Annotated in this window: 14 protein-coding genes and 1 tRNA gene; 10 read left to right on the top strand and 5 right to left on the bottom strand. The window is 68.0% G+C overall.

Annotated elements, in window-relative coordinates; all coding sequences use genetic code 11:
* Positions 1 to 21: 21 nt before the first annotated feature.
* A complete protein-coding gene (locus tag ACR81A_RS08440; protein ID WP_202382852.1) occupies positions 22 to 1,368 on the bottom strand; it encodes an FAD-binding oxidoreductase in 1,347 nt (448 codons plus the stop codon).
* 155 nt (positions 1,369 to 1,523) lie between these two features.
* Between ACR81A_RS08440 and gluQRS the strand changes: the two genes are divergently transcribed.
* On the top strand, positions 1,524 to 2,459 hold the full coding sequence (gluQRS, locus tag ACR81A_RS08435; RefSeq protein ID WP_202382851.1) for a tRNA glutamyl-Q(34) synthetase GluQRS: 936 nt from the start codon (positions 1,524 to 1,526) through the stop codon (positions 2,457 to 2,459).
* Between the two features lie 51 nt (positions 2,460 to 2,510).
* Here the strand turns inward: gluQRS and ACR81A_RS08430 are convergent, their stop codons facing one another.
* A complete protein-coding gene (locus ACR81A_RS08430; protein ID WP_202382850.1) occupies positions 2,511 to 2,861 on the bottom strand; it encodes a spore germination protein GerW family protein in 351 nt (116 codons plus the stop codon).
* 9 nt (positions 2,862 to 2,870) lie between these two features.
* The gene (locus tag ACR81A_RS08425) at positions 2,871 to 3,698 is read right to left on the bottom strand and encodes an SGNH/GDSL hydrolase family protein (protein WP_202382849.1); all 828 of its coding nucleotides are present in this window, start codon (positions 3,696 to 3,698) and stop codon (positions 2,871 to 2,873) included.
* A gap of 70 nt (positions 3,699 to 3,768) precedes the next feature.
* Between ACR81A_RS08425 and ACR81A_RS08420 the strand changes: the two genes are divergently transcribed.
* The 3 genes from ACR81A_RS08420 to ACR81A_RS08410 all read left to right on the top strand — a co-directional run bounded on the left by ACR81A_RS08420 (position 3,769) and on the right by ACR81A_RS08410 (position 6,402).
* Complete coding sequence (locus ACR81A_RS08420; protein WP_202382848.1) at positions 3,769 to 5,580, top strand: DEAD/DEAH box helicase family protein; 1,812 nt, start codon at positions 3,769 to 3,771, stop codon at positions 5,578 to 5,580.
* A gap of 122 nt (positions 5,581 to 5,702) precedes the next feature.
* A complete protein-coding gene (gene ybaK / locus ACR81A_RS08415; protein ID WP_440311580.1) occupies positions 5,703 to 6,191 on the top strand; it encodes a Cys-tRNA(Pro) deacylase in 489 nt (162 codons plus the stop codon).
* 126 nt (positions 6,192 to 6,317) lie between these two features.
* Positions 6,318 to 6,402: transfer RNA gene (locus ACR81A_RS08410), tRNA-Leu, on the top strand.
* Positions 6,403 to 6,505: 103 nt separating this feature from the next.
* On the opposite strand, the gene ACR81A_RS08405 is transcribed toward ACR81A_RS08410, so the two are convergent.
* Positions 6,506 to 7,267 carry an SDR family NAD(P)-dependent oxidoreductase gene (locus ACR81A_RS08405; protein WP_440311579.1) on the bottom strand — a complete coding sequence of 254 codons (762 nt, stop codon included), beginning with the start codon at positions 7,265 to 7,267 and terminating at the stop codon, positions 6,506 to 6,508.
* A 189-nt stretch (positions 7,268 to 7,456) separates the two neighbouring features.
* Here ACR81A_RS08405 and ACR81A_RS08400 point away from each other — a divergent pair, with 189 nt between their 5' ends.
* The 3 genes from ACR81A_RS08400 (at position 7,457) to mshC (ending at position 11,008) form a co-directional block, all read left to right on the top strand.
* Complete coding sequence (locus ACR81A_RS08400; RefSeq protein ID WP_202382845.1) at positions 7,457 to 8,770, top strand: M20/M25/M40 family metallo-hydrolase; 1,314 nt, start codon at positions 7,457 to 7,459, stop codon at positions 8,768 to 8,770.
* A gap of 118 nt (positions 8,771 to 8,888) precedes the next feature.
* Positions 8,889 to 9,767, top strand: a complete 879-nt coding sequence (locus tag ACR81A_RS08395; RefSeq protein ID WP_440311578.1) for an undecaprenyl-diphosphate phosphatase — start codon at positions 8,889 to 8,891, stop codon at positions 9,765 to 9,767.
* Positions 9,764 to 11,008, top strand: a complete 1,245-nt coding sequence (mshC, locus tag ACR81A_RS08390) for a cysteine--1-D-myo-inosityl 2-amino-2-deoxy-alpha-D-glucopyranoside ligase (protein WP_202382843.1) — start codon at positions 9,764 to 9,766, stop codon at positions 11,006 to 11,008. Before ACR81A_RS08395 ends, mshC begins: the two co-directional genes overlap by 4 nt.
* 116 nt (positions 11,009 to 11,124) lie before the next feature.
* Here the strand turns inward: mshC and ACR81A_RS08385 are convergent, their stop codons facing one another.
* Positions 11,125 to 12,153, bottom strand: coding sequence for a PAC2 family protein (locus tag ACR81A_RS08385; RefSeq protein WP_440311577.1), 1,029 nt, complete (start codon positions 12,151 to 12,153; stop codon positions 11,125 to 11,127).
* 96 nt (positions 12,154 to 12,249) lie between these two features.
* Between ACR81A_RS08385 and ACR81A_RS08380 the strand changes: the two genes are divergently transcribed.
* The 3 genes from ACR81A_RS08380 to ACR81A_RS08370 all read left to right on the top strand — a co-directional run bounded on the left by ACR81A_RS08380 (position 12,250) and on the right by ACR81A_RS08370 (position 15,059).
* Positions 12,250 to 12,978 carry an HAD family hydrolase gene (locus ACR81A_RS08380; RefSeq protein WP_237462805.1) on the top strand — a complete coding sequence of 243 codons (729 nt, stop codon included), beginning with the start codon at positions 12,250 to 12,252 and terminating at the stop codon, positions 12,976 to 12,978.
* Positions 12,975 to 14,039, top strand: a complete 1,065-nt coding sequence (locus ACR81A_RS08375; protein ID WP_202382841.1) for a class I SAM-dependent methyltransferase — start codon at positions 12,975 to 12,977, stop codon at positions 14,037 to 14,039. Before ACR81A_RS08380 ends, ACR81A_RS08375 begins: the two co-directional genes overlap by 4 nt.
* A gap of 93 nt (positions 14,040 to 14,132) precedes the next feature.
* Complete coding sequence (locus ACR81A_RS08370) at positions 14,133 to 15,059, top strand: peptidylprolyl isomerase (RefSeq protein WP_440311576.1); 927 nt, start codon at positions 14,133 to 14,135, stop codon at positions 15,057 to 15,059.
* Positions 15,060 to 15,061: the final 2 nt, after the last annotated feature.

Here is a 15,061-nt window from a genome sequence, read left to right as displayed (position 1 = left end):
CCGACGGGTGGTGCGACCTCGCTAGATTCCCCGCCCGGGCGTGAGGATCCCCCGAGGATCAAGCGCGAGCTTGATCGCACGCTGCACATCGAGCGCCGCTTCGTCGAGCTGCCAGGGGAGTTCGTGCTGCTTCACCGAGCCGATGCCGTGCTCACCCGAGATCGTCCCGCCCAGTGAGATTGCGAGCTTCGTGATGTCGTCGATCACCGCGTCGGCCGCGGCGATGCCCGCCGCATCGTCGGGCGCTTCCACTGTGCTGTGGAGGTTTCCATCGCCCGCGTGAGCCACCGTCGATACGCGCTTGCCGTGGCGCTCGGAGATCTCGGCGATGCCGTGAAACACCTCGGCGAGCGCGGCAACGGGGACCCCGACGTCGCAACCGATCTTCAGTCCGCGCGCGTTGAGCGCCGGGTTCGAGAGCCGACGCGCCTCGAGCAGCGCGTCGGTGTCGGAGATCTCCGTCTCGGTTGCGCCCTGCGCGCGACAGGTCGCCGTGATCGACTCGGCTTTCGCCGCTGCGTCGAGCCCCACGGTCTGCCCGACGAGCATCGCGCCCGCGGGAACGGTGAGCCCGCTCGGCTGGAACGACTCGATGATCTCGACGCTGAGCGCGTCCATGAGTTCGAGCACTTCGGGCTGTGCGTCTCCGTTCACGATCGCGGTCACGGCGCTGCCCGCGGCCTCGAGCGTGTCAAAGCTGGCGCGGAAGGTGCGCGGGGTGCCCGGCGGAATCGGCTTCAGACGGACTGTCGCTTCGGTCACGACGCCGAGCGTCCCCTCTGATCCGACAAACAGGCTCGTGAGGTCGTACCCGACCACGTTCTTGCGGGTGCGTGCGCCGGTGCGCATGACGCGGCCGTCAGCAAGCACCACGACGAGTGCGGCAACCGAGTCGTTCGTCACCCCGTGTGCCACGCAGCGGAGGCCACCCGCGTTCGTCGCGATGTTGCCGCCGATGGTTGAGGTGCGGGCGCTCGCCGGATCCGGTGGGAAGAAGAGACCGGCCTCGCGCGCGCGAGCGTCGAGCTGCGCGGTGATCACGCCCGCCTGCACGGTCGCCGTGCGGTTCGCCGCGTCGATCTCGACGATTTCCGTCATGTCTGCCAGCGAGACGACGAGCCCGCCCGGATAGGCGTTCGCCCCGCCCGCGAGCCCGGTGCCTGCCCCACGCACGCTCACCGGCACGTCGTGCTCATGCGCCCATGCGAGCGCGGCCGAGACATCGGCGGTGCTCGTCGCACGCACGGCGGCGCGCGGCGCCCCCTCGGGGCCCACCCGAGAGCTGTCGTGCGAGAGCTCGGCAAGCACCGAGGCATCGCGTACCAGTCGGTCTCCCAGGAGGCGTTCGAGGTCCTGCAGATCAGCCATAGTCGTCTTCCTTGTCGGTACGGGGATTGCGGCGGTGGGCGGCGGCGCGGGATCCCCGCGCACACGGCAGCTTGCCGCGCTGCGCCGCGCGTTCCCCTCGAGTCTATGGACCGCGCCGGCGTGTCACCCAACCCGCTGCGTGGGAAGATGGGCGCATGCCAGTACGCGCGACGGGGGCAGGCCGCTATGCCCCGAGCCCTTCGGGAGACCTCCACCTTGGAAACCTGCGCACCGCGCTGTTGGCCTGGTTGTTCGCGCGCACGAGCGGCCGCAGATTTTTGATTCGGATCGAGGATCTCGACCGTGCGCGCGACGCAGGGAGCGCGTTGCGCCAGCTTGACGACCTGGCCGAACTCGGCCTCGACTGGGATGACGAGCCCGTGTTGCAATCTGCCCGCGGTGAGGACCACGCCGCGGCGATCGCGCAGCTTGCCGATGCTGGGCTCGTATACGAGTGTTTCTGCACGCGGAAGGACATTCTCGCGGCGCCTACCGCGCCGCACGCGCCGCCGGGCGCCTACCCGGGCACTTGTCGCGAGCTGAGCCTGGCCGAGCGAGAGGCCGCGCGCGAGCGGATTCTGCCTCGCACGCCAGCGCTGCGGCTGCGCGTGCCGGCGGGCACGGCGGCGCCGCAGTACACGGACCGCGTCTTGGGGGATCAGTTGCACGGAGAGATTGACGACTTCGTGCTGCGTCGCGGCGACGGAACCGTGGCGTACAACCTCGCCGTCGTCGTGGATGATGCGGCGATGGGGGTCGACCAGATTGTGCGCGGGGACGATCTTGCGCCGTCCACGCCACGGCAGATCCTGCTGCAGCGCCTGCTGAGTTTGCCGAGCCCGCCAGCGCTCGAGTACGCGCACGTTCCGCTCGTGCTCGGGCCGACGGGAAAACGCCTCGCGAAGCGCGACGGTGCGGTGACCCTCGCCGAGCTTCGCGCCGGCGGGGTGTCCGCTGCGCGGGTGCTGAGTGAACTCGCAGCGTCACTTGACCTTGCCCGGGCGGGGGACGTCGTGACCACCGCGCAGCTCGCGGAGCGCTTCGATCCCGAGCTGCTGCCGCGCGGACCACTCATCTGGCTGCCTGCCTGAGCGGCCCGCCGGATCGCGCCTCGCGCTAAAGCGTCTCCGTTGCCCGAAGACCTAGCGCTTGAGCGCGCGGATGATGCGCGAGAGCGCGCGACCCGCCACCCACACGAAGGGGACTGCCACGACGAGCAGCGCGATGAGGTTCGGCTCGAAGCGGGTGCGACCGTCGCGGGTCACGTACGCACCCACGGGGATCGACATGCCGCCGCCTCCGCCGCCCGACGCCTCGCCGGTGCCGGACACGCTGCCCTCGCCGTCGCCGGAGCCCTCGCCGGCCCCAAAGCCGTACGTGGTGCACGCGACCGGCATGATCGTGGTGCCGTCAACGTCGACGGGTGCTCCATATGCGGAGTGCACCCCGACCTGCGTCACGGTGTCTGCAAGCTGCTTCGTGAGAGATGCCATGTCGTCAGCCTACTCGTTCGACTCCGCCACGTCAGCCCCATGGCGTGGCTGGAACACGGTTGCGGGTTCCGGGCGCTTCGCCACAATGCCATCGCCCGACGAGACGTGCTTAATCCGGCGAATCACCCAGGGCACGAGATGCTCGCGCGCCCACACGACGTCCTCTTTGCGGGCCTCACGCCAGTTGCGCTCGGGGAGCGGCGGCGGGTCGAGGGGACCAAGATCGTGGGGCACGTTCAGTGCGTCGAGCGCGGCGCGGGCGATCGTGTGGTGACCGAGCGCATTGAGGTGCAGGCGGTCACCCGCCCAAAAACGGCTGTCCTGCAGCTCTGCGATCGACCACTGGTCCACCACCACGCAGTCGTGGCGCTGAGCCACCTTGCGAACGTTCTCGTTGAAGATCGCGACCTTGCCGCGAATGCTGCGGAAGACCGGCTGAAACGCGGTGTCGACGCCCGTGAACAGGAGGATCGTCGCGCCCGTCTCAGAGAGCCGGGTGACGATCTGGTCGAGCTTCTCCGCAACCTCGTCGGGATCGGTGCCGGGGCGGATCACATCGTTGCCGCCCGCGCACACGCTGATGAGGTCGGGACGCAGATCCTGCGCTACCGCCACCTGCTCGTCCGCGATCTGCTGGATGAGCTTGCCGCGCACCGCAAGATTTGCGTACGAGAAGTCTTCGTCGGTGCTAGCGAGCACCTCGGCGAAGCGGTCGGCCCAGCCGCGCAACCCGCCCGGGCTGTCTGCGTCAGGATCACCAACACCCTCGGTGAAGGAATCGCCAATGGCCACGAAGCGCGACCAGGGGAGCTCTACACCCGTCCCATCCTGTGCCATACCGAAACTCCTCATTCTCCCGCGGCCCACCGGAAGTGGTGTGCACGTAGTACCGATAGTCTAGGGCGCTGTGACAGATTCGGACCCGGGCCTCCACCTGCCGGGGACCAGCGCCGCCGAGCACCTGCCGCCCGCCTATCCCGAGCGCGCGGCGCACGGCACCGCCGGCACGCTGCGCGCCTGGCAGGAGGAGGCGATCAGGAAGTACCTGGAGGCTGCGCCTCGGGACTTCCTCGCTTCAGCGACCCCCGGCGCAGGCAAGACGACCTTCGCGCTGCGTCTCGCCGCGATCCTCCGCGCCAACCACACCGTGCGCCAGATTATCGTCGTCGCCCCCACCGAGCACTTGAAGGTGCAGTGGGCGGACGCGGCGATGCGCGCCGGCATTCGGCTGAACCCTCGCTACTCAAACAGTGACGGCCTCGGCTACGGCAACCAGTACCACGGTGTGGTCGTGACCTACGCGCAGATCGCGATGAAGCCGGTGCAGCACCGACTGCTCACCGAGAACACCGACACGCTCGTCATCATGGATGAGGTGCACCACGGCGGCGATGCGCTCAGCTGGGGCGATGCGATTCGCGAAGCCTACGGTTCCGCCAAGCGACGGCTCTCGCTCACGGGAACCCCGTTCCGCTCGGACGAGGCGCCGATCCCGTTCGTGCAGTACGCGCCGCAGGGCGATGGCTCCAAAGTGTCGCTCACTGACTACGACTACGGCTATGGGCGCGCGCTCGCCGACGGCATCGTCCGCCCCGTGATCTTCATGGTGTACGCGGGGAAGATGCGCTGGCAGACCTCGGCGGGTGAAGAGATGGAGGCCGCCCTCGGTGAGGGCAACACGAAGGACATCACCTCTCAGGCCTGGCGCACGGCGCTCGACCCGGCGGGCGACTGGATCTCGAAGGTGCTGCGCGCGGCCGACCGCCGGCTCACCGAGGTGCGCCAGCAGATCCCCGACGCCGGGGGTCTGGTCATCGCGACGGACCACGCTGCCGCGAAAGCATACGCGCAACAGCTCCAGGCGATCACGGGGGAGGAGGTCGCCCTCATCCTCTCGGACGATAGCGGCGCCTCCGAGCGCATCGACGAGTACTCGAAGGGTGACTCCCGCTGGATGGTCGCCGTGCGCATGGTGTCTGAGGGGGTCGACGTGCCGCGCCTCGCGGTCGGCGTGTACGCGACCAGCTCATCCACCCCGCTGTTCTTTGCGCAGGCGATCGGCCGCTTCGTGCGCTCGCGCCGCCGGGGTGAAGTTGCCTCGGTATTCATCCCCAACGTACCGGCGCTCATGCAGCTTGCTGCGGAGCTCGAGAAAGAGCGCGGTCACGTTCTCGAGGGCCCCAAGAGCGCGGAGGAGATGTGGGACGCGGAAGCCGCGCTCATGGCCGAGGCGGAGCGGGAGGACCGCGCATCCGAGGAGCTCGCAGAGGGCGAAGGTTTCGTCTACCAGGCGCTCTCCTCCGACGCGCACTTCGACCGCGCGGTGTTCGATGGCGCTGAGTTCGGTGGCTACGCGGAGGTGGAGAGCGAGGAGGAACTCGAGTTCCTGGGCTTCCCCGGCCTCCTCGAACCGCAAGACGTGCGAGCCCTCCTCCAGCAGCGGCAGGCCCGCCAGGCCCGCTCGAGCGCAGAAAAGCAGGGCATTCTCGAACACGCACCCGATCGGGCGCAGCAACCCGAGGCCCTGCACCGCACGCTCGGCGAGCAGCGCAAGCTGCTCAACAGTCTCGTGGGCATGTACTCGAAGGTCTCGGGAGAGCCGCACAAGGAGATCCACAACGAGCTCCGTCGCGTCTGCGGTGGCCCCCCGGTCGCCCAGTCCTCAGTGACACAGCTCCAGAAGCGCATCGACCTGCTGCGCCGCCGGCTCCGCCCGTAGCGACACCGGCGGCCCGCTCGGCTGCTCGGCTGCTCGGCTGCTCGGCTGCTCGGCTGCTCGGCTGCTCGGCTGCTCGGCTGCTCGGCTGCTCGGCTGCTCGGCTGCTCGCTAGTGTGGGACGCATGGGGAAGAAAGCCGCAGCCGGATCCACGCCCGCCACCGTCGCGCTCACGAAGCTCGGGATCGCATTCACGGAACGCAGCTATACGCACGACCCCGCGGTCACCGATTTCGGGGGCGAAGCCGCGGCCGCTCTCGGGGTGCCCGAGGAGCGCGTGTTCAAGACCCTGCTCGCCGATGTTGACGGCGCCCTCGCGGTGGCGATTGTGCCCGTCTCCGGCATGCTCAACCTGAAAGCGCTCGCCGCAGCCCTCGGTGGCAAGCGGGCGGCGATGGCCGACCCCGCGCTCGCAGAGCGTCGCACTGGCTACGTCGTGGGTGGCATCAGCCCGCTGGGCCAGCGCAGCCGCCTCCGCACGGTGCTCGACGGATCGGCCCTCACGTACGACACCGTGCTCGTATCCGGCGGCAGGCGCGGCCTTGACCTCGAGCTCGCCCCGAACGACCTCGTGAGCGCAACGGGCGCCGTGGTCGCAGAAATCGGCCGGTAGGAAAAACGGCGGAATCATGCGCGACGCGCGCGAGTTCCCGGCCGAATTGGAGGGGAGTTGCGATTCCGTGCTAAATTACTATCTGTTCGGCCGGTGAGAAACCGGGAAGAACAAGTCACAGTGTTCGCGCGGGTGGCGGAATGGCAGACGCGCTAGCTTGAGGTGCTAGTGCCCGTATTAGGGCGTGGGGGTTCAAGTCCCCCTCCGCGCACGTGAACAAAGAAGCCCCCTCCTTCGGGAGGGGGCTTCTTGCATTCCCCGGGACTCCCAAGCGCGTGCGCTGTGCGGTCACGCTCGAGAGCCCTCAAGGGTGACTACTGTGCGGACCAGCCACCGTCCGATGCCAGCACCACGCCGTTCACGTTGCTCGAGTCGTCGCTCAGCAGCCACGTGATTGCGCTGGCGAGCTGCTCGGGAGTCGCCGGCGCAAAACCGAGCGTCTGGAATGCAGGGCCCATCAGCTGCGCCGCGTAGTCGGACTTGAAGGTGCCGTCGACGTTCGTGGCGACGCCGCCCGGGGCAACGGCGTTCACTCGGATGCCCTTGCGGCCGTACATGAACGCCGTGTTCTTCGTGAAGCCGACCACCGCGTGCTTGGAAGCGGTGTACGCGGCGCCCGCCGCATTGCCCCGGATCCCCGCCTCGCTCGCGGTATTGACGATCGTGCCGGTTCCGCGCTCAAGCATGCCGGGCAGCACCGCGCGGGTGAGGCGCATCACGCCCATGACGTTGATGTCGAATACGCGCTGCCAGAGCTCGTCCTCAACCTCGTGCGCGGGCAGGAAGCCGTCCATGATGCCGGCGTTGTTCGCTACGGCGTCGATCGGGCCATCTGCCGCGGCAACGAGCTTCGCAACGTCGGCTTCGCTCGTCACATCGCTTACCACCGTGCGGAGCCTGTCTGAGCCGGCCTCCTCAGCAAACGCTGCGAGGCGTTCCGCGGACACGTCGGAGGCCACGACGGTGCCGCCTTCGGTAAGGATCCGCTGCGCGATTGCCTTGCCGATCCCGGACCCGGCCCCGGTGACGATTGCGGTCTTCCCAGTGAAGCGCTCGGGGACGATGGTGGTGTTCATGACGGAACCTCGTTTCGTAGTCGGGTGCGTGAGGCTCGGGGCCTCGGGATCAGTGTCCTCCCATGGCCCAGTCCCGCGCAGCAGGCGCATTCCCAGGAAGCTCTGATCACCTGGACCACCGCACGGGGCCTGCGCGTCACGAGGCGCAATCCCTCGCGAAAGCTCGTGCTGGCCGGATACCCTGGGGGCATGAGCACCGAATCGACCGAGCACGAGCTTTCGGAAACCGTACGCATCGCCCGCGACCTGATCCGGATCGATACGAGTAACCGCGGCGGTGGTGACGCGGAGCCCGAGCGGCCGGCCGCCGACTACGTCGCTGCGTACCTGAACGAACTCGGACTTGAGCCGACCATCATCGAGTCGGCTCCGGGGCGCGCGAGCGTGGTGGCGCGCGTCGCCGGGCGCGATCCCGAGCTGCCTGCGCTCGTGCTGCATGGACACCTCGACGTCGTGCCCGCGGACCCCGCCAACTGGACGGTGGACCCATTTGCGGGTGAGATTCGTGACGGCATGCTGTGGGGGCGCGGCGCGGTCGATATGAAGGACATGGACGCCATGATCCTCACGGCGATCGCGGAGCTTCTGCGGGCAGGGGAGAAGCCGAAGCGTGACGTGGTGCTCGCATTCTTCGCTGACGAGGAGAACGGCGGCGTCTACGGCGCCCACCACCTCGTCGAACACCACCCCGAGCTCTTCGCGGGCGCTGGTACCGCGATCAGTGAGGTGGGCGGCTACTCGATCGACATTGGCGGCACCCGCGCGTACCTCGTGCAGACGGGGGAGAAGGCGCTCGACTGGATTCGCCTCCGTGCTCGGGGGACCGCCGCGCACGGTTCGCGCGTGTGGCAGGACAACGCGGTGACCCGCCTCGCCGAGGCCATCGCCGCGCTTGGCCGGCACGAGTGGCCGCTGGCGCTCTGCGACACCACGCGCGAGCTCATCTCTGAGATCGCCGCGATCTTCGGCGAGGATCCGCTCGAGGTGGCGCCCGAGGAACTGGTGCTGCGCCTCGGCAAGGGCGGCGGCTTTATCCAGGCGAGCCTGCGCAATACGAGCAACCCCACCGTGCTCACCGCCGGGTACAAGCACAACGTCATCCCCGACACTGCAGAGGCGCTCGTGGACGTGCGCTCGCTCCCCGTCGAGCAGGCGGATGTGCTCGCGAAGATTCAGGAGATCGTCGGCGCAGACATCGAGATCGAGACGGTGCACTCTGATATCGGGCTCGAGGTGCCGTTTGAGGGCGAGCTCGTCGACGCGATGAAGGCGAGCCTCCGGTTGCACGATCCGGAGGCGCGGGTGCTGCCGTACCTGCTCTCCGGAGGCACGGACAACAAGGCGCTGTCACGCCTTGGGATCGTGGGCTACGGCTTCGCCCCGCTCCGGTTGCCCGCAGACCTCGACTTCCCCGGAATGTTCCACGGCGTCGACGAGCGTGTGCCCCTCGACGCCCTCGACTTTGGGCACCGCGTGCTTGTCGACTTGCTGCGCAGCTACTAGTCGATGCGCCTGAGCGCCGCGCCCAGACACGAACGGGCGCGCCGCTCGCCGTGGGCTAGTCTGGACGGCGGCCTGAATTCGCTGGGGCGCCCTCGTGCGTCCGCCACGAAAGGACAGCATGGGAATCTTCGAGGCGATTCTGCTCGGCATCATTCAGGGACTCACTGAGTTCCTCCCGATTTCGTCGAGCGCGCACCTCCGTATCGCGAGCGAACTCATGGGCATCGGCGACGCTGGTGCAGCGTTCACCGCGATCACGCAGATCGGTACCGAGGCTGCGGTGATCGTGTTCTTCTGGCGTGACATTGTGCGCATCATCGGCCGCTGGTTCAAGTCACTCACCGGCAAGATCGATCGCAAGGATCCTGACGCGCTGATGGGCTGGTGGATCATCCTCGGCACGATTCCGATCGTGGTGCTCGGGCTGCTCTTCCAGGATCAGATCGAGGGCACGCTGCGCTCGCTCTGGTTCGTCGCGATCATGCTGATTGTCTTCGGCATCCTGCTCGGGATCGCGGATCGTATCGGCCGCAAGCAGCGCCCGCTGGATCAGCTCACCTGGAAGCACGGCCTCGGTTTCGGCTTTGCGCAGGCGCTCGCGCTGATCCCGGGGGTTTCGCGCTCGGGCGGCACGATCACCGCGGGCCTCCTCATGGGGTACACCCGTGAGGCTGCCGCCCGGTACTCGTTCCTGCTGGCGATCCCCGCGGTGTTCGGCTCGGGCTTCTACCAGCTCTTCAAAGCGCTGAAGGCGCCTGCTGACAGCACGCCGATGGGGCTCACGATCATCGCAACGATCGTTGCGTTCGTCATCGCGCTGTTCGTGATCGGCCTGTTCATGCAGTACATCTCGAAGCGCAGCTTCATGCCCTTCGTGGTGTACCGGGTGCTGCTTGGCATCGTGATCATCGTGCTGCTCAGCACGGGCGTGCTCTCCGCTGATGGTGGCGCCACCGCCGCAGGCTCTGCGCTGGTGGCTACGGGCGGTGCGCTGTGAGGACCTGGACCCCGCCCGAGGTTCCTGAGCTTCCCGGCACAGGCATCGCACCGAAGCTTTTCAACACGGCGACTGAGCGCCTGGAGCATCCCGCGATTCCCGACGGACGCGCACTGCTGTACGTCTGCGGGATCACGCCCTACGACGCGACCCACCTGGGCCACGCCTTCACGTACCTCACGTTCGACATCATGCAGCGCGCCTGGCGCGACGCCGGGATCGAGACCGTGTACGCGCAGAACATCACCGATGTTGACGATCCGCTCCTCGAGCGCGCGAACGACACCGGTGTGGATTGGCGTGGCCTCGCCGATTCGCAGATCGGGCTCTACCGCTCCGACATGCACCGACTCGGCATGCTGCCGCCCGAGCACTTCATCGCCGTCACGGAGCAGATCGACGAGATCGCTGCCGCTGTGCAGCGGCTCATCGAACTCGGTTTCGCGTACCGTGTGCCCACGAGCGACACCGCGACGGACGATGTCTACTTCGACACCGCCGCGGCGGAGCGCGACTCGCAGTGGCGACTTGGCGATGTTGCGCCCTACGATCCCGAACTGATGCGTCGACTGAGCGCGGAGCGCGGCGGGGATCCCGATCGACCGGGGAAGCGCGGGCCGCTCGATCCGCTGCTGTGGCGCGCCGCACGCGAGGGGGAGCCGAGCTGGGAGTCGCCCGTCGGCGAGGGGCGACCCGGCTGGCACATTGAGTGCTCCGTGATCGCCACGGGCGCGCTCGGCGGCGCGTTCACCGTGCAGGGTGGGGGCTCCGATCTGATCTTCCCGCACCACGAATACACTGCAGCGCACGCGACCGCGCTCTCAGGCACGCCGCTTGCGCACGCGTACTGCCACGTGGGCCTCGTCGCGTACCAGGGGCACAAGATGTCGAAGTCGCGCGGCAATCTCGTCTTCGTGTCGAAGCTGCTCGACGGCGGAGCTGATCCCTCCGCGATTCGACTCGGCCTGCTCGCGCATCACTACCGCTCTGAGTGGGAGTGGCTCGATGCCGATCTGGCAACCGCGACGCGCCGGCTCGAGGCGTGGCGAGCGGGGCTTGAGCGCACCAGCGCTGACCCTGTCGCAGCGGGCACGGTGGTGCAGCAGCTGCGCGCGGCGCTTGCGAACGACCTCGATACGCCGGTGATGCTGGCCACGCTCGATGCGGCGCTCGACCAGGGCGTCGATTCGCCGCAGCTCGTCGCCGACGCGGTGCGTGCACTGCTCGGCGTGAAGCTCTAGGTCGCCGCTCGGCGACGAAACGCCGCGGGTGAGGAATCCTCACCCGCGGCGTTTTCGCGTGCGCGCTAGAGCACTCGCGTGCGTGCTCGAGAGGAACGCTCGGTGCGCCCGAGATCTCAGACTTCTCCGTCGGAGCCTTCGGGCTTCGTGTGGTCCGCGGGGTTCGTGTCGTCCGCGGGGCTCGTGTCGTCTGCGGTGGTTTGGTCGCCCGCGTCGCCCTCACGCGGCGCGTCGCCCGGACCTGCAGCATGCGGCTCTGCCGCGCGCGAGCCGTCCTCGAGGAACTTCTCAAACTCCGCGGCGATTGCGTCGCCTGTCGTCTCCGCCGCGAGGGCTTCATCGCGCGACTCCTCGAGCCCGCGGATGTAGCGCGTCATGTCCTCGTCGGCAGCGGCAATCCGATTGATGTTCGCCTCCCACTCGTTCGCGAGCGTGAGGAGCTCACCCCGCGGAATCACGACGTCGAGCAGTTCCTCGAGCTTGTCCAGCAGTGCGAGCGTCACCTTCGGTGAGGGGGTGCTGTGCACGTAGTGCGGTACCTGAGCCCACAGCGAAATGGGGGCAAGGCCCGCGGCCGTGAGCGCGAGCTCGACGATGCTGGCAATGCCCGCTGGGCCCTCGTAGGTGCTGCGGATCGCGCCGGTGCGATCGCGCTGCTCCTGACTATCGCTCGTAATGGTCGTGACGACGGGACGCGAGTGCGGCGCGTCGGAGTACATCGAACCCAGGATGATGACGGTGTCGATTCCCCAGACATCCACGAGCTCGACGATCTCGTCGGCGAAGCTCTGCCAATCGCGCGCCGGCTCGACACCGGAGAGCAGGAAGAGCTCGGTGACTCGGCCACCGTCAATGCGGCGTACGGTCTCGGCGTCGGGATCATCTTCGGCACCGGGACGCTGCACAGTGCCGAGCAACTTTGTGTCGGGCCACTCGATCGACCGGTTCCCCTGCTCGTCGATGACGAGCTTCGGCCGGTGCACCTGATAGTCCACGTAGCCCTCGGAACCAAGAATGTGCAGTGGCTCCGCGCCCGTGAGTTCCGCGAGGTGCTGCAGCACGTCGCTCGTCGCGTCGCCCGCGTCGCTCCAGCCCTGGAAAGCGGCGATGAGTACACGGGGGTACCCGGGAGAGGCGGCGGTCACGACGAGGTGCTCCTTGCGATTGCGGGACAACGAACTGAACGTCCAGAGACGATCGTTCACCAGGATATCCCGCTGACGCTCAGTAGAATGTTCCGGATGAGCGCGATCCTCTCCGAGCGAACGCCCGCGGCAGTGCTGTGGGACATGGACGGCACCCTGATTGATTCCGAGCCACTGTGGCTCGACGCCGAGCTGGCGATGCTTCGCCGATACGGCATCGAGTTGACTGATGAGGTGCGTGATGGCCTCGTCGGTTCGGGATTGCGCGCCGCCGCCGGCGTCTTCCAAAAGCTCGGCGTGCCGCTCTCTGCCGACGAGATCATCGACGAGTGGACCGCTGGCGTGATTGCGGGTCTCCGCGAGGCCGGCCCCGTGTGGCGTCCGGGGGCCGTCGAACTGCTGCGCTCGCTCGGCGCCGCGGGGATCCCGAGCGCACTCGTCACGATGGCGGTGCGCGAGATCGCCGACGCCGTGCTCGCGCTGCTGCCGCCGGACGCGCACTTCGTTGCGTCAATCGCGGGCGATGAGGTGAGCCGCGAGAAGCCGGACCCTGAGCCGTATCATCTGGGCGCCGCGCTCGTCGGTGCGCCTATCGAAGAGTGCCTGGCACTCGAGGACTCCGGCAGCGGCCTGCGCGCTGCGCACGCTTCGGGCGCCGTGGCGATTGGGATCCCGAACCTCGTTGACCTCACGGGTGTGCCGGCGCACGAGTTGTGGCCGAGCCTCGCGGGCGTGGACGCCGATAGACTTTCGGAGCGATTCCGGGCGCACACGAGCGTCCGTCGTGATTCACAGCAGCAGACAGAAACAGGAGAACTCGCGTGAGCGATCAGGACACAGCAGCCGGAACCCCCGCCCCGAGCGGGCCGCTCGGCTACGGCGACCGCGTGCAGCTCACCGGACCGAAGGGGCGGCTGAACACGATCACGCTCGTGCCCGAGGGGGAGTTTCACAGCCACCGCGGCGTGATCGCGCACGCGGATCTCGTTGGCTTGCCTGACGCGTCCGTGGTGAGCAACAGCAGCGGCGAGGAGTATCTCGTGCTGCGACCGCTGCTCTCCGACTTCGTGATGTCGATGCCGCGCGGCGCCGCCATTGTGTACCCGAAGGACGCCGCACAGATCCTCTCGCTCGCCGACATTTTCCCCGGCGCGCGCGTCGTCGAGGCTGGAGTTGGCTCCGGTGCTCTGTCGCTCCACCTGCTGCGTGGGATCGGCGAGCAGGGTGAACTCTTCTCGTTTGAGCGCCGCGATGAGTTCGCCGATGTCGCTCGCGCGAACGTTGCCGCCTTCTCGGGTTCCGTGCCCGAGAACTGGACCCTCACGGTCGGCGATTTGCAGGACACGCTGCCCGCAACCTGCCCAGCCGGTTCGGTTGACCGTGTGGTGCTCGACATGCTCGCGCCGTGGGAGTGCGTCGATGTTGCCGCGGAGGCGCTGCAGCCCGGCGGTGTACTGATTTGCTACGTCGCTACGGTGACGCAGCTCTCGCGCACGGCCGAGCAGATTCGCCGCAGCGGCCAGTTCACGCACCCGCAGTCCTCGGAGACAATGGTGCGCGGCTGGCACGTCGAAGGACTCGCGGTGCGCCCGGATCACCGCATGGTGGCGCACACTGGCTTCCTCATCACCGCACGCCGCCTCGCGCCCAACACTGTTGTGCCGAGCCTCAAGCGTCGCGCGTCGAAGAGCGAGTTCAGCGATGCAGACCTCGCAAACTGGTTGCCCGACCTCGCCGAGGGCGCGTCGAGCGACGAGGTGTGGACTCCCGAGGTGGTCGGTGAGCGTCAGAAGAGCGAGAAGGTGCTGCGGAAGAAGGTGCGCGAAGCGCGCAACTTTGCGAGTGAGCGTCGTGCCGATACACCGGATACCGATACCCAGAATTAGTTCGTGTCGGCTGATGGGAGCTGCAATGCGGCGAGCATCAGCCGACGTTCGATAGGATGGCGGGGTTCACACAGGCTTCCGCGAGAGGTGCATATGCTTCGTCGACTCGTTCCCGCAACTGCAGCGTCCGCGCTGCTCATCGTCGGGTTGACCGGCTGCACCTCCGCGCAGGAGGCGGCGCGCGCTGACTGCACGCCCGTCATGCAGCCTGGCGCGCTCAGCAACAGTGTGGTGGTGCTCGGCGAAGCCGGGACGACGCCGCAGGTGAAGGTGCCGGAGGGCACCGATATCGTCAGCTCGCAGCGCACGATCGTGTCGGCGCCGGCGAGCGATGGCGCGATCGCTGGCGAGCGCTCGCTGGTTGGCGTCAACATGTCGTTCTTCGACTCGAAGAGCGCGAAGCCCCTGTACGAAAGTCCGGCACTCGCCGACCCCCAAATGGCACCCGAGTACCTGCTCGTCGCCGAGGACATGGCAAACCCGCTGAGCGAGGCTGTGCGCTGCGCCGCCGAGGGAGACCGGGTCGTGCTCGCGCTGTCGCCCACCGACAGCGCGCAGCTCGCCATGCAGCTGGGTGCGACCCCGGGCGAATCGCTCGTCGGCGTGATCGACCTAGTTTCCGCGAGCCCGCTCGCCGCACAGGGCCCCGTGCGTGGTCTGCCGAATGGCTACCCCGCGGTGGTCACGGACGAGACGGGCCAGCCCGGTGTCGTGCTGCCGCCCCGCGAGGCGCCGAAGGGTACGAGTTCTGCCGTCCGCATCGCGGGCGATGGAGAAAAGGTGCGCGCAGACCAGAACGTCATCGGTCAGGTGCTCAGCGTGGGCTGGGACGGCACCGTCCAGCAGAACTCCTGGACCCAGGGGCTCATGTCGTTCGGCACCGAGGAGCAGGTCGCCGCGTCCGGAAACACCTTCCGCGCGCAGCTGACCGGCAAGCAGGTCGGTTCGCAGGTGGTCATCGTGGAGAACGAGGGCGGTTCGGCCCGCGTGGTGGTCGTCGACATCCTCGGCGTCAACTGAGG

Origin of the sequence: Leucobacter chromiireducens (assembly GCF_051993095.1) — a bacterium.
Taxonomy (GTDB): Bacteria; Actinomycetota; Actinomycetes; order Actinomycetales; family Microbacteriaceae; genus Leucobacter; species Leucobacter chromiireducens.
Note: the sequence above shows the minus strand (reverse complement) of the source record. Positions and strands in the feature narration are given on the sequence as shown.